This window comes from Citrobacter sp. Cpo030 (assembly GCF_030333005.1).
GTDB classification, from domain to species: Bacteria; Pseudomonadota; Gammaproteobacteria; order Enterobacterales; family Enterobacteriaceae; genus Citrobacter; species Citrobacter portucalensis.
The window spans coordinates 28,674-43,051 of the sequence record NZ_JAOWGT010000067.1 but is presented as its reverse complement, the minus strand read 5'-3'; the positions used below and the strand labels follow the sequence as shown (position 1 = coordinate 43,051).

The following is a 14,378-nucleotide window of genomic DNA, read 5'->3' as shown; positions in this document are numbered from 1 at the left end:
TCAATCTCTTTCTGTAACGAGTATGTAATAGTATGAGCAACCGCACATATTTGATTGCTTTCTGTTACATTTTCATCGGAAGATAAAAAAGCGTTGAAAAAATTAAAAAATCGCTTGTTTTCCATGGAGATGAAATCGGTTTCAGCCCATTTCATATTGAGGTAAGTTATTTAAACGTAAAAACATTCGCCCAGCCCATTATTACGGACATGTAATTAATTCGCTCCGCAAACGGAGCCTGGAACACGTTTTTTTTGCGAAAAAAAACGCCGCATGAAGCGGCGTTTAGAGAGGATGTGTTGCGGCTTATTCGCCCGCTTTAGCCCACGTGTCACGTAGACCAACGGTACGGTTAAACACCAGCTTGTCAGCCGTTGCATAACGACTGTCCAGGCAGAAGTAACCTTCACGCTCGAACTGGAACGCTTTACCTGCAACCGCTGCCTGCAGCGACGGCTCACCGTAACCCTGCTTAATGACCAGCGATTCAGGGTTAATAACAGACAAGAAGTCTTCCGCCGCACCTGGATTTGGCACGCTAAACAGACGGTCGTACAGACGGATTTCAATCGGTAGCGCATGGGACGCGCTCACCCAGTGAATAACGCCTTTGACTTTACGACCATCGGCCGGGTCTTTGCTCAGGGTGTCGGCATCGTAGGTGCAGAAAATCGTGGTGATATTTCCTTCCGCATCTTTCTCAACACGTTCGGCTTTGATCACATAAGCATTACGCAGGCGTACTTCTTTGCCCATCACCAGACGCTTGTACTGCTTGTTCGCTTCTTCACGGAAGTCTGCGCGATCGATCCAAATTTCACCGCTAAATGGCACTTCACGGCTGCCCATTTCCGGTTTGTTCGGATGGTTAGGCATGGTGACCAATTCGCTTTCGCCCTGCGGATAGTTTTCGATAACCAGTTTAACCGGATCGATAACCGCCATCGCGCGCGGGGCGTTTTCGTTCAGATCTTCGCGGATACAGGATTCCAGAGAAGCGATCTCAATGGTGTTGTCTTGCTTGGTCACGCCAATGCGTTTGCAGAACTCACGGATCGCGGCAGCGGTGTAACCGCGACGACGCAGGCCAGAAATCGTCGGCATACGCGGATCGTCCCAGCCTTCAACGTGCTTGTCGGTCACCAGCAGGTTCAGCTTGCGCTTGGACATCACGGTATATTCCAGATTCAGGCGCGAGAATTCGTACTGACGCGGATGAACCGGAATGGTGATGTTGTCCAGCACCCAGTCGTACAGACGACGGTTATCCTGGAACTCAAGCGTACACAGGGAATGCGTAATGCCTTCCAGCGCATCGCTGATGCAGTGGGTAAAGTCGTACATCGGGTAGATGCACCACTTGTTGCCGGTCTGGTGGTGTTCGGCGAACTTAATGCGGTACAGCACCGGATCGCGCATCACGATAAACGGCGACGCCATGTCGATTTTCGCACGCAGGCACGCTTTACCTTCTTCAAAACCACCGGCACGCATTTTTTCGAACAGCGCCAGGTTCTCTTCGACGCTACGATCGCGGTACGGGCTGTTTTTGCCTGGCTGAGTCAGCGTGCCGCGGTATTCGCGGATTTCGTCCGCTGACAGTTCGTCAACGTACGCCAGTCCTTTATTAATAAGCTCTACCGCATAGGCGTGAAGCTGATCGAAGTAATCCGAAGAGTAGCGAATATCGCCAGTCCAGTGGAAACCTAACCATTCAACGTCGTTTTTAATCGACTCAACGTACTCGATATCTTCTTTAACCGGGTTCGTATCATCAAAACGCAGGTTGCACTGGCCCTGGTAATCTTGCGCAATGCCAAAGTTCAGACAAATGGATTTCGCGTGGCCAATGTGCAGATAGCCATTTGGCTCCGGCGGAAAACGGGTATGGATAGTGGTGTGCTTACCACTGGCCAGATCTTCATCGATGATCTGACGAATAAAGTTACTCGGGCGGGCTTCAGCCTCACTCATCGTGGATTCCTCAAAGCGTAAACAACGTATAACGGAGTATGATCTTATAAGCGACGTCAGGAGACAACTATTAGTTGCACAAAAAAGGTGTTTCAACAGGATATATGAGGGCATTTGCTGCAAAAAAAAGCGGCGGAGGAATATCCCCCGCCGCTTAAGGCACTTAACTCACTTTACTCAGGAGCAGTTATTTACCTTTAATCTCATATAGTGGTGTTTGACCGGCAACCACATGACCTTCGGCTTTAATAACCAGAGCGCCGAAATCATCGCTGTTGCTGCACACAACCGGGCTTATCATGGAACGTGCGTTAGCGTTCAGGAACTCCAGATCCATTTCCAGAATCGGTTGGCCTGCAGTAACTTCCGCACCTTCTTCGACCAGACGCTTGAAGCCTTTACCTTCCAGCGCTACGGTATCGATGCCCATATGGACCACGATTTCCGCGCCTTTAACCGTTTCCAGGCAGAACGCATGGTTAGTGTTGAAGATTTTCACGATGGTGCCCGCAGCCGGAGCAACCACGATTTTATCCGTTGGTTTCACTGCCACGCCGTCGCCTACAGCTTTACTGGCGAAGGCTTCATCAGGAACCTGTTCCAGCGCAACTACGTCACCAGTAATCGGAGAAACCAGCGCTTCAACGGTGACTGCATTCGCTACAGCCTGCGGTTTTGCTACTGGGGCCGCTGCTGCTGGCGCACTTTCACCAGATGCTGCTGCCACTGGGCCACGCGCGACAACTTTCTTCATTTCGTCGCCGATGGATTCGGCTTTCGCACCCACGATGACCTGGATAGTTTGCTTGTTCAGCTTGACTACTCCAGATGCACCTAAACGCTTACACATCGCATCGTTTACGCGACCGGAGTCGGCAACAGTCAGACGCAGACGAGTGATACAGGCATCAATCGCTTTCAGGTTATCAGTACCGCCAACCGCTGCAATGTAGTTGGTTGCCAGTTGAGCCAAACCTTCTTCAGTGTTGCTGTTGGCTTCTTCAGTAACGATATCGTCTTCTTTATCTTCGCGGCCCGGCGTTTTCAGGTTAAACATACGAATAACCGCGCTGAACAGCACAAAGTAGATAACGAAGAACACCAGCCCCATCACCACCAGCATCCAGACGTTCTGGCTTGCTGCCGGCAGGTTGTACATCAACACGTAGTCGATAGCACCTGCGGAGAAGGAGAAGCCTGCGTGGATCCCCAGCAGTGTTGCAACGAACAGGCTGATACCCGTTAACAGTGCGTGCAGGAGGTACAGCAGTGGAGCCAGGAACATGAACAGGAATTCCAGCGGCTCGGTAACACCGGTCAGGAACGCGGTGATCGCAACGGACAGCAGCATACCGCCAACCATCGGACGACGTGCTTTAGGAGCCGCGAAGTACATCGCCAGCGCCGCACCCGGCAGACCAAACATCATGATTGGGAAGAAGCCAGACATGAACATACCCGCAGTGCCGTCACCCGCGTAGAAGCGGTTGATGTCACCGTGGAATACGGTACCTGCAGCGTTAGTAAATTCGCCAATCTGGAACCATGCGATGGTGTTCAGCACCTGATGCAGACCGGTTGGGATCAGCAGACGGTTGATGAAACCAAAGATACCGGAACCCAGCGCACCAGCGCCCACGATCCACTCACCACCCGCATGGATGGCATTCTGTACCGGCGGCCATACGTAACCGAAGATAGCAGCCAGCACCAGACAGAAGAAACCAGTGGCGATCGGCACAAAGCGTTTGCCGCCAAAGAAGCTCAGGAAGTCAGGCAGTTTGATACCAGACCAGCGGTTATACACGGCACCGCCGACCAGACCGGTGATGATACCAGCCAGCACGCCCATATTGATTGCAGGGTTAATGGTAACCATTGCTTTGGTCAATATGAAATAACCGACCGCACCTGCCAGCGCTGCCGCACCTGCGCTGTCTTTTGACCAGCTGGAAGCAACACCGATCGCAAAAATTAACGCGAGGTTATCAAAGATGGCCCCACCCGCTTGCGCGATGAAGGGTACGTTAAGTAAATCTGGTTGGCCGAATCGCAGCAGCAGTGCCGCGACTGGCAGCACAGCGATGGGGAGCTGTAACGCCCTACCCAGCCGCTGGAAAAAACCTAAAATATTCATTTTATTCCCCCTACGAGACCCCGATTAGGCTTCTTTGAAGCCATATTTTTATTGTGCGACCATTCCTGACAGCAAGATTCTGGAACAACGATATTAACCATTCATCTACATTCAGAGTGTGTGAAAAATTAATTCGTATCGCAAATTAAACGCGTGTTTTTTGTGATTCCAGTCACCAAATATCGTTATTAACCCTCCCTTTCACTGGCTAACTACGAAAACTTATTTTATCATTCAAAAAATCGAAACGGATTGATCCTTACCGATGCAAAACCAGGTTACGCTTATTACTGCACAGAGACTCAATCCGCCAATTGCTTACATTTACTTTTGAGGTGAAGAATGAGACTGATCCCCCTGAATACCGCTGAACAAGTCGGCAAATGGGCTGCTCGCCATATCGTTAACCGTATTAACGCGTTCAAACCAACGGCAGATCGTCCGTTCGTTCTGGGCCTGCCGACTGGCGGTACTCCGCTGACAGCTTATAAGGCATTGGTTGAAATGCACAAAGCGGGCCAGGTGAGCTTCAAGCATGTTGTTACTTTCAACATGGACGAATATGTTGGCCTGCCGAAAGAGCATCCGGAAAGCTACCACAGCTTTATGCACCGCAATTTCTTTGATCACGTTGATATTCCAGCAGAAAATATCAACCTCCTCAATGGTAACGCGCCGGATATTGATGCAGAATGCCGTCAGTATGAAGAAAAAATCCGTTCTTACGGTAAAATCCACCTGTTTATGGGCGGTGTAGGCAACGATGGTCACATCGCGTTCAACGAACCAGCTTCCTCTTTGGCTTCCCGTACCCGCATCAAAACGCTGACTCACGACACACGTGTTGCTAACTCACGCTTCTTTGACGGCGACGTAAGCCAGGTGCCTAAATATGCGCTGACCGTTGGCGTGGGTACCCTGCTGGATGCTGAAGAAGTGATGATCCTGGTTCTGGGCCACCAGAAAGCACAGGCGCTGCAAGCCGCCGTTGAAGGCAACGTTAACCACATGTGGACCATCAGCTGCCTGCAGTTGCATCCAAAAGCCGTTGTGGTCTGCGATGAGCCTTCCACCATGGAACTGAAAGTGAAGACGCTGAAATACTTCAACGAGTTAGAAGCGGAAAATATTAAAGGTCTGTAATTGATGTCTCCGCCCTGTCGATAAGTTGCAGGGCGGCATTTTTTTGAAATCGGGGGTCGGAATGTATGCTTTAACCCAGGGCCGGATCTTTACCGGTCACGAAATTCTTGATGACCATGCGATTGTTGTCGCCAATGGCCTGATCGACAGCGTTTGCCCACTGGCTGAATTACCGTCAGGGATTGAACAGCGCTCACTGAATGGGGCCATTGTTTCCCCCGGTTTTATTGATGTACAGCTGAACGGCTGCGGCGGTGTGCAGTTTAATGATACGGCAGAAGCCGTGACCGTTGAAACGCTGGAAATCATGCAGAAAGCCAATGAAAAATCTGGCTGCACCAACTATCTGCCAACGCTTATCACCACCAGCGATGACCTGATGAAACAGGGTGTTCGCGTGATGCGTGAATACCTGGCGAAACACCCGAATCAGGCATTAGGACTTCATCTTGAAGGACCGTGGCTGAACCTGGTGAAAAAAGGTACCCATAATCCGGGATTTGTCCGTCAGCCGGACGCTGCACTGGTTGATTTCCTGTGCGATAATGCAGATGTGATCACCAAAGTCACACTGGCACCAGAAATGGTCCCGGTAGAGGTCATCACCAAACTGGTGAATGCGGGTATCGTGGTTTCTGCGGGTCACTCCAATGCAACGGTAAAAGAAGCAAAAATTGGCTTCCGCGCAGGCATCACCTTTGCGACACATCTGTTCAACGCGATGCCGTACATTACCGGCCGTGAGCCCGGTCTGGCGGGCGCTATTTTGGATGAAGCCGATATCTACTGCGGTATCATCGCCGATGGCCTGCATGTTGACTACGTTAACATCCGTAATGCTAAGCGCCTGAAAGGCGACAAGCTGTGCCTGGTCACTGACGCGACTGCGCCGGCAGGTGCAAACATTGAACAGTTCATTTTCGCTGGTAAAACAATATACTACCGCAATGGACTGTGTGTTGATGAGAACGGCACGTTGAGCGGTTCATCATTAACCATGATTGAAGGCGTACGCAATCTGGTCGAGCATGCAAATATCGCCCTCGACGAAGTCTTACGCATGGCAACGCTCTACCCTGCTCGCGCCATTGGCGTCGACAAACAACTCGGCAGCATCGCGCCAGGCAAAGTAGCCAACCTGACTGTGTTCACGCACGACTTTAAAATCATCAAGACCATCGTTAATGGCAACGAGGTCGTTACTGAGTAAGAGAAAGAATGACACCAGGCGGACAAGCTCAAATAGGTAATGTTGATCTCGTAAAACAGCTTAACAGCGCGGCGGTTTATCGCCTGATTGACCAGCATGGGCCAATCTCGCGAATTCAAATTGCCGAGCAAAGCCAGCTTGCCCCCGCCAGCGTAACCAAAATTACGCGTCAGTTGATCGAACGCGGGCTGATCAAAGAAGTCGATCAGCAGGCCTCCACCGGGGGCCGCCGCGCTATCTCTATCGTCACAGAAACCCGCAATTTCCACGCCATCGGCGTACGCCTGGGTCGCCACGACACAACGCTCACGCTCTATGATATGAGCAGTAAAGTGGTTGCTGAAGAGCATTACCCTCTCCCGGAGCGCACCCAGGAAACGCTGGAATATGCTCTGCTCAACACCATTGCCATCTTTATTGAGAACTGCCAGCGGAAAATCCGTGAGCTGATCGCAATTTCTGTCATCTTGCCAGGCCTTGTCGATCCTGAAAGCGGCGTCATCCGCTATATGCCACACATTCAGGTCGAAAACTGGGGACTGGTCGAAGCGCTCGAAAAACGCTTCAACGTCACCTGCTTTGTTGGTCATGATATTCGCAGCCTTGCGCTGGCTGAGCACTATTTCGGGGCAAGCCAGGATTGCGAAGACTCCATTTTGGTGCGAGTGCACCGCGGAACCGGCGCGGGTATCATCTCCAATGGCCGAATTTTCATCGGTCGCAATGGCAACGTCGGCGAGATTGGTCATATTCAGGTAGAGCCGCTGGGTGAGCGCTGTCACTGCGGTAACTTCGGCTGTCTGGAAACCATTGCCGCCAATGCCTCTATCGAACACCGCGTGCAGAACTTATTGAAACAGGGTTATCCAAGCCGGCTCACGCTGGATGATTGCAGCATCAAAGCTATCTGTAAGGCGGCAAATAAAGGCGATAACCTGGCAGCAGAAGTCATTGAGCACGTTGGTCGCCACCTGGGTAAAACCATCGCCATCGCCATCAACCTGTTTAACCCACAAAAAATCGTCATTGCGGGCGAAATTACCGAGGCTGATAAAGTGCTGCTGCCTGCAATAGAAAGCTGTATCAACACGCAGGCGTTGAAAGCGTTTCGCCACAATTTACCGGTGGTTCGTTCCACGCTGGATCACCGCTCTGCCATTGGCGCCTTTGCGTTGGTGAAGCGCGCGATGCTCAACGGTACACTGCTGCAACGTTTGCTGGAAAACTAATACACGTCATCCTTCGAGCTGCCTCTGCGTTAGCTGCATCTGCTCACCCCGGTCACTTACTTCAGTAAGCTCCAGGGGTTCGCAGACTTGCCGCCTTGATGCAACTCGAATGATGTAGTGTATTTTGTGTATAGTAATGCCTTCTTTTTTTAATGTCGGATTGTCCATGGCCATTAAGAATGTAATTTGTGATATCGACGGCGTGCTGATGCACGACAATGTTGCCGTACCAGGTGCGGCAGAATTTCTGACTGGGATCCTGGAAAAAGGCCTGCCGTTAGTCCTGCTGACTAACTACCCTTCGCAGACCGGGCAAGATCTGGCAAACCGCTTCGCCACCGCGGGTGTGAATGTCCCTGATAGCGTCTTTTATACTTCCGCGATGGCTACCGCTGATTTCCTTCGTCGCCAGGAAGGAAAAAAGGCCTATGTGGTGGGTGAAGGCGCGTTAATTCACGAACTGTACAAAGCTGGATTTACCATTACCGACGTGAACCCCGATTTTGTGATTGTTGGCGAGACACGTTCCTATAACTGGGACATGATGCATAAAGCAGCATATTTTGTCGCCAACGGCGCGCGTTTTATCGCCACTAACCCGGATACCCACGGTCGCGGCTTTTATCCCGCCTGTGGAGCACTCTGTGCCGGTATTGAGAAGATCTCAGGTCGTAAACCGTTTTATGTCGGCAAACCCAGCCCGTGGATTATTCGCGCGGCTCTCAACAAAATGCAGGCGCACTCGGAAGAAACCGTTATCGTTGGCGACAACCTGCGTACCGATATTCTGGCTGGTTTTCAGGCGGGTCTGGAAACTATCCTGGTACTGTCTGGCGTATCCAAGCTTGATGATATTGACAACATGCCGTTCAGACCAAGCTGGATTTACCCATCCGTTGCTGAAATAGACGTCATTTAATCTCTTTAGCCGGATAACAACATCTGTAAGTTATCCGGCCTGAAAAATACATCCATTCAATAAAATCACCACTTCACTGTTGATCCATCAATAATAGCGCTCATTATATAATCTTTTTTCACCAATCCACAATGACTATTGCGTTTTTTATTTTCTGACCCGTAATTCGCTTGCGCCCTCTCCAGCTTTGCGGCATTTTCTTTATCAAGCAAACATAAAAAGCATCACGCAACAGGTTAACGGAGAAGGTTATGTGTTCTATTTTTGGCGTATTCGATATTAAAACTGACGCAGTTGAACTGCGTAAAAAAGCCCTGGAACTGTCTCGTCTGATGCGCCACCGCGGCCCGGACTGGTCAGGTATTTACGCCTGTGATAACGCCATTCTGGCGCACGAACGTCTGTCCATCGTCGACGTCAATGCCGGTGCTCAGCCGCTGTACAACATGAAGAAGACACATATCCTGGCGGTTAACGGTGAAATTTATAACCACCAGACACTGCGTGCTGAATACGGCGATCGCTACCAGTTCCAGACCGGTTCCGACTGCGAAGTTATCCTCGCGCTGTATCAGGAAAAAGGACCCGCTTTCCTCGATGACCTGCAAGGGATGTTCGCTTTTGCCCTGTACGACAGCGAGCAGGACGCCTACCTGATCGGTCGTGATCATATCGGGATCATCCCGCTGTATATGGGTTACGACGAGCACGGTAACTTCTACGTTGCGTCTGAAATGAAAGCGCTGGTTCCTGTCTGCCGCACAATCAAAGAATTCCCGGCCGGTAGCTATTTGTGGAGTAAAGACGGTGAAATTCGTCAGTACTACCAGCGCGACTGGTTTGAATACGATGCCGTCAAAGACAACGTTACCGATAAAAACGAGCTGCGCCAGGCGCTGGAAGATGCGGTGAAAAGTCACCTGATGTCAGATGTTCCTTATGGAGTTCTGTTGTCCGGTGGTCTGGATTCATCCGTCATTTCCGCGATCACTAAAAAATACGCGGCACGCCGTGTTGAAGATCAGGAACGTAGCGAAGCCTGGTGGCCACAGCTGCACTCCTTCGCCGTCGGCCTGGAAGGCGCTCCGGATCTGAAAGCTGCGCAAGAGGTGGCGAACCATCTGGGGACCGTGCACCATGAGATCCACTTCACCGTGCAAGAAGGTCTGGATGCGATCCGCGACGTGATTTACCACATCGAAACTTACGATGTCACGACGATTCGCGCCTCGACGCCAATGTACTTAATGTCGCGTAAAATTAAAGCGATGGGCATTAAAATGGTGTTGTCGGGTGAAGGTTCGGACGAGGTGTTTGGCGGCTACCTCTATTTCCACAAAGCGCCAGATGCAAAAGAACTGCACGAAGAAACTGTACGCAAGCTGCAAGCGCTGCATATGTTCGACTGCGCCCGTGCCAACAAAGCCATGTCGGCCTGGGGTGTAGAAGCTCGCGTGCCCTTCCTGGATAAGAAATTCCTTGATGTGGCGATGCGCATCAACCCGCAGGACAAAATGTGCGGCAACGGCAAAATGGAAAAACACGTTCTGCGCGAATGTTTTGAGTCCTACCTGCCGGCAAGCGTCGCATGGCGTCAGAAAGAACAGTTCTCTGACGGTGTCGGTTACAGCTGGATTGACACCCTGAAAGAGGTGGCTGCAGAACAAGTTTCTGACCAACAACTGGAAACTGCCAGCTTCCGTTTCCCGTACAACACGCCATCGTCAAAAGAAGCGTATTTGTACCGTGAGATTTTCGAAGAGTTGTTCCCGGTAGTAAGCGCTGCCGAATGTGTGCCTGGCGGGCCGTCGGTTGCCTGTTCTTCTGCCAAGGCGATCGAATGGGATGAGGCGTTTAAAACCATGAACGATCCGTCTGGCCGTGCCGTTGGCGTACACCAGTCTGCTTATAAATAAGTTAATCCTTAGATAAGAGCCCTGCGGGGCTCTTTTTTTATGTTTGTTTTCTGTGCAAAAAAACAATTAATAACTAATAATTGCCGAATATTGCGTCATGCTGTTCGCAACCTAACCAAACAGTCACATTCCAGCTATTTTCAATGAAAAAGGGGTTGACGCTTCAAGGCTCAATACGCATAATGCGCCCCGCAACGCCGATAAGGTTACGCGAAAAAAAGATGGCTACGTAGCTCAGCTGGTTAGAGCACATCACTCATAATGATGGGGTCACAGGTTCGAATCCCGTCGTAGCCACCATCTTTTTTGCGGGAGTGGCGAAATTGGTAGACGCACCAGATTTAGGTTCTGGCGCCGCAAGGTGTGCGAGTTCAAGTCTCGCCTCCCGCACCATTCACCCGTAAGCGTTGCACGGATGGGGTATCGCCAAGCGGTAAGGCACCGGTTTTTGATACCGGCATTCCCTGGTTCGAATCCAGGTACCCCAGCCATTTTTTCTTCGATATAGCGGTTCACCGCAACGGTCATTGGGGTATCGCCAAGCGGTAAGGCACCGGTTTTTGATACCGGCATTCCCTGGTTCGAATCCAGGTACCCCAGCCATCGAAGAAAATGTTAGTATTTGGCTACGTAGCTCAGCTGGTTAGAGCACATCACTCATAATGATGGGGTCACAGGTTCGAATCCCGTCGTAGCCACCATATTAAGGACGTATCGACTCGTTCGGTAAATCCAAAAAATTGTTGGGGTATCGCCAAGCGGTAAGGCTCTGGTTTCTGATACCAGCATTCCGAGGTTCGAATCCTCGTACCCCAGCCAATTTCAAAAAGTCGTCCACTCTGTGGGTGCACCCGTTGGGGTATCGCCAAGCGGTAAGGCTCTGGTTTCTGATACCAGCATTCCGAGGTTCGAATCCTCGTACCCCAGCCATATTAAAAAAGCTCGCTTCGGCGAGCTTTTTGCTTTTCTGACGCCGGATGATGGCAAGCTTTACCCGGCCTACATGAGCTGTAGGCCTGATAAACGTAGCGCCATCAGGCACCACTCGAGCTACAACCCTAACGCATACTTCAGTGCCTGACGTTTCAGTACGCCAGCGCGCTCTGCGGCCATGAGCCCGAGATTACGCATGATGCGCAGCGGCTGCAGGTTATTGCTAAATCCAGCATAGAACAGATCCATACCGCTTTGCATGATGAAATTGTCAGTCATACGGCGATTCTGATAGCGCTTGAGCACCGGCTGACTGGCCCAGGATTCACCGTAGCTGCGCGCGTTCACCAGCACATCAATCAACGCATCAACATCACGAAAGCCCAGATTGACGCCCTGCCCCGCCAGCGGATGAATGGTATGCGCGGCATCACCTACCAGCGCCAGCCCTGGTTGCACATATTGCAGCGCATGACGACGCGTAAGCGGGAACGCCCCCGCAGCCACTGGCATCACCTTACCGAGTCGCGATGGAAAATGTTTAGCAATCTCCGTCTGCAATTGCGGCATATTCAGCGCTTGCAATTGGCGGATGCGAGCCGGTGAGTCGTACCACACCAGCGAGGCCCAGTTATCAAACAGCGGTAAAAACGCGCGCGGGCCGTCAGGCGTAAATTGCTGCCAGGTGCTGTCTCCCGGTGAATTTTCGCATTGTACGGTTATCAACATACAGGACTGCGCGTACTGCCAGGCATGGATACCAATCCCGGCCATTTTTCGCACCTGAGAGTTGGCACCATCGGCGCCGATGACCAGCTTCGCGCTAATGGTCTCTCCGCCTGCCAGCTCAAGCTCATGTCGATCGTTATGTTGATGCAAAGAAATCAGTGACGCCGGTACGCGCAGCGTGACTTTGGGATGGGCTTCCAGCGCCTGCCAGAGCGCCTGTTGCAGGACCGTGTTCTCCACCATATAGCCCAACAGAGGCAGCTTAAGCTCGGCGGCATCAAACATCACATGGGCATTTTCCCACTCCCACGTTTCCAGTCGACGATAAGGATGGCTGCGCATCCCCTGCACCGTATCCCAGACGCCCAGCCCTTTTAGCAACGACACCGACGCGGAACTAATGGCAGAAATTCTGACATCAGGCTGTCCGTCAGCCACAAACGGCGCGGGAACGGCATGCTCAATGACCGTTACCGTAAATCCATGCTGCGCCAGTCCAAGCGCCAGCGCGCCGCCGACCATCCCCCCGCCGACAATGGCAATTTCCGTTGGTTGATTTGTCATGGTCAATTATCCAGTTACATGTATTGTGTAAGTTTACAGGATTTTTTACCCCTTGAGGCTGACATCCGTCATACTGGTCACAACCGCGCCAAAGCAGTACACTATGCGCCCTGCATTTCAGCCACAATTTCGCAAGAGCAAGTCGATGACCAAAAAACTCCATATTAAAACCTGGGGCTGTCAGATGAACGAATACGATTCATCGAAGATGGCCGATCTGCTGGATGCCACTCATGGGTATCAACTGACTGACGTGGCGGAAGAAGCGGATGTGCTGCTGCTGAATACCTGCTCAATCCGTGAGAAGGCTCAGGAAAAAGTGTTCCATCAACTGGGCCGCTGGAAGCTGTTAAAAGAGAAAAATCCCAAGCTCATCATTGGGGTCGGTGGCTGTGTTGCGTCTCAGGAAGGCGATCATATTCGCCAGCGCGCGCATTACGTCGATATTATTTTTGGGCCGCAAACGCTGCACCGCCTGCCGGAAATGATCAACAAAGTGCGTGGAAGCACGACCCGCAGCCCGGTGGTTGATATCAGTTTCCCGGAGATCGAAAAGTTCGACCGCCTGCCGGAACCGCGTGCTGAAGGTCCAAGCGCGTTTGTGTCCATCATGGAAGGTTGTAATAAATATTGTACTTACTGCGTGGTGCCCTACACCCGCGGTGAGGAAGTCAGCCGTCCGGCGGATGATATTCTGTTTGAAATCGCCCAGCTTGCAGCCCAGGGCGTGCGTGAAGTGAACCTGCTGGGGCAAAACGTGAACGCCTGGCGCGGTGAGAACTACGACGGCACGATCGGATCTTTTGCCGATCTGTTACGTCTGGTCGCGGCGATCGACGGCATTGATCGTATCCGCTTCACCACCAGCCATCCGATCGAATTCACCGATGATATCGTTGAAGTTTATCGCGATACGCCAGAGCTGGTGAGCTTCCTGCACCTGCCGGTACAGAGCGGCTCAGACCGCGTACTGAACCTGATGGGACGTACCCATACCGCGCTGGAATACAAAGCGATCATCCGCAAACTGCGCGCTGCGCGTCCGGATATCCAGATTAGCTCCGACTTCATCGTTGGCTTCCCGGGTGAAACCACGCAGGATTTCGAGCAGACTATGAAGCTGATCGCTGACGTCAATTTTGACATGAGCTACAGCTTTATCTTCTCTGCACGTCCTGGCACCCCTGCCGCCGATATGGTTGACGATGTTCCGGAAGAAGAGAAAAAACAGCGTCTGTACATTCTACAGGAGCGTATCAACCAGCAAGCTATGGCCTGGAGCCGCCGTATGGTCGGCACGACCCAGCGCATTCTGGTTGAAGGCACATCGCGTAAGAGCATCATGGAACTGTCAGGCCGTACCGAAAATAACCGTGTGGTGAACTTTGAAGGCAACCCGGATATGGTCGGTAAGTTCGTGGACGTAGAAATTACCGATGTCTGGACTAACTCCCTGCGCGGTAAAGTGGTGCGTACCGAGGACGAAATGGGCCTGCGCATCGCAGAATCCCCTGAGTCGGTTATTGCGCGTACGCGCAAAGAAAACGATCTGGGCGTCGGTATTTATCAGCCTTAATCCTGCTGAAAAACGTAAACAAGGCCCGATGGCGCTATGCTTATCGGG

The 14,378-nt window shown here is 51.7% G+C and carries 9 protein-coding genes and 7 tRNA genes; 13 read left to right on the top strand and 3 right to left on the bottom strand.

Translation table 11 applies throughout. The features are described from left to right. Positions 1-306 precede the first annotated feature (306 nt). Together glnS and nagE are read right to left on the bottom strand one after the other, a co-directional pair. Positions 307-1,974: a glutamine--tRNA ligase gene (gene glnS / locus OGY37_RS13175; protein ID WP_286620975.1), complete on the bottom strand. Its 1,668-nt coding sequence runs from the start codon at positions 1,972-1,974 to the stop codon at positions 307-309. Positions 1,975-2,161: 187 nt separating this feature from the next. Further along, the gene (gene nagE, locus OGY37_RS13170; protein WP_003831342.1) at positions 2,162-4,111 is read right to left on the bottom strand and encodes a PTS N-acetyl glucosamine transporter subunit IIABC; all 1,950 of its coding nucleotides are present in this window, start codon (positions 4,109-4,111) and stop codon (positions 2,162-2,164) included. Positions 4,112-4,453: 342 nt separating this feature from the next. Between nagE and nagB the strand changes: the two genes are divergently transcribed. The 12 genes from nagB (at position 4,454) to OGY37_RS13110 (ending at position 11,458) form a co-directional block, all read left to right on the top strand. Beyond that, the gene (nagB, locus tag OGY37_RS13165) at positions 4,454-5,254 is read left to right on the top strand and encodes a glucosamine-6-phosphate deaminase (protein WP_003022803.1); all 801 of its coding nucleotides are present in this window, start codon (positions 4,454-4,456) and stop codon (positions 5,252-5,254) included. Positions 5,255-5,315: 61 nt separating this feature from the next. Then, positions 5,316-6,464 (top strand): N-acetylglucosamine-6-phosphate deacetylase, encoded by a 1,149-nt coding sequence (gene nagA, locus OGY37_RS13160; protein WP_286620974.1) that lies wholly within the window; start codon positions 5,316-5,318, stop codon positions 6,462-6,464. Between the two features lie 8 nt (positions 6,465-6,472). Beyond that, a complete protein-coding gene (gene nagC / locus OGY37_RS13155; RefSeq protein WP_126955851.1) occupies positions 6,473-7,693 on the top strand; it encodes a DNA-binding transcriptional regulator NagC in 1,221 nt (406 codons plus the stop codon). Positions 7,694-7,859: 166 nt separating this feature from the next. Beyond that, entirely contained in the window at positions 7,860-8,612 is a 753-nt protein-coding gene (nagD, locus tag OGY37_RS13150) for a ribonucleotide monophosphatase NagD (RefSeq protein WP_003022792.1), read from the top strand. Between the two features lie 251 nt (positions 8,613-8,863). Next, a complete protein-coding gene (gene asnB, locus OGY37_RS13145; protein WP_149384128.1) occupies positions 8,864-10,528 on the top strand; it encodes an asparagine synthase B in 1,665 nt (554 codons plus the stop codon). Positions 10,529-10,751: 223 nt separating this feature from the next. After that, positions 10,752-10,828, top strand: a tRNA-Met gene (locus OGY37_RS13140). Positions 10,829-10,836: 8 nt separating this feature from the next. Continuing rightward, a tRNA-Leu gene (locus tag OGY37_RS13135) sits at positions 10,837-10,921 on the top strand. A gap of 23 nt (positions 10,922-10,944) precedes the next feature. Continuing rightward, positions 10,945-11,019 (top strand) — tRNA-Gln (locus OGY37_RS13130). A 37-nt stretch (positions 11,020-11,056) separates the two neighbouring features. Next, a tRNA-Gln gene (locus tag OGY37_RS13125) sits at positions 11,057-11,131 on the top strand. 21 nt (positions 11,132-11,152) lie between these two features. Next, positions 11,153-11,229 (top strand) — tRNA-Met (locus OGY37_RS13120). Between the two features lie 43 nt (positions 11,230-11,272). After that, positions 11,273-11,347, top strand: a tRNA-Gln gene (locus OGY37_RS13115). Between the two features lie 36 nt (positions 11,348-11,383). Further along, a tRNA-Gln gene (locus tag OGY37_RS13110) sits at positions 11,384-11,458 on the top strand. A 120-nt stretch (positions 11,459-11,578) separates the two neighbouring features. Here OGY37_RS13110 and ubiF read toward each other — a convergent pair. Next, positions 11,579-12,754, bottom strand: a complete 1,176-nt coding sequence (ubiF, locus tag OGY37_RS13105) for a 3-demethoxyubiquinol 3-hydroxylase (protein WP_003831329.1) — start codon at positions 12,752-12,754, stop codon at positions 11,579-11,581. A gap of 145 nt (positions 12,755-12,899) precedes the next feature. Here ubiF and miaB point away from each other — a divergent pair, with 145 nt between their 5' ends. Then, on the top strand, positions 12,900-14,330 hold the full coding sequence (gene miaB, locus OGY37_RS13100) for a tRNA (N6-isopentenyl adenosine(37)-C2)-methylthiotransferase MiaB (RefSeq protein WP_003831327.1): 1,431 nt from the start codon (positions 12,900-12,902) through the stop codon (positions 14,328-14,330). Positions 14,331-14,378 lie beyond the last annotated feature (48 nt).

Coding starts and splice junctions, on each gene's coding strand:
- glnS (WP_286620975.1), bottom strand. CDS start 1,974: ATGAGTGAGGCTGAAGCCCGCCCGAGTAACTTTATTCGTCAGATCATC.
- ubiF (WP_003831329.1), bottom strand. CDS start 12,754: ATGACAAATCAACCAACGGAAATTGCCATTGTCGGCGGGGGGATGGTC.
- nagB (WP_003022803.1), top strand. CDS start 4,454: ATGAGACTGATCCCCCTGAATACCGCTGAACAAGTCGGCAAATGGGCT.
- nagA (WP_286620974.1), top strand. CDS start 5,316: ATGTATGCTTTAACCCAGGGCCGGATCTTTACCGGTCACGAAATTCTT.
- miaB (WP_003831327.1), top strand. CDS start 12,900: ATGACCAAAAAACTCCATATTAAAACCTGGGGCTGTCAGATGAACGAA.
- nagE (WP_003831342.1), bottom strand. CDS start 4,111: ATGAATATTTTAGGTTTTTTCCAGCGGCTGGGTAGGGCGTTACAGCTC.
- asnB (WP_149384128.1), top strand. CDS start 8,864: ATGTGTTCTATTTTTGGCGTATTCGATATTAAAACTGACGCAGTTGAA.
- nagC (WP_126955851.1), top strand. CDS start 6,473: ATGACACCAGGCGGACAAGCTCAAATAGGTAATGTTGATCTCGTAAAA.
- nagD (WP_003022792.1), top strand. CDS start 7,860: ATGGCCATTAAGAATGTAATTTGTGATATCGACGGCGTGCTGATGCAC.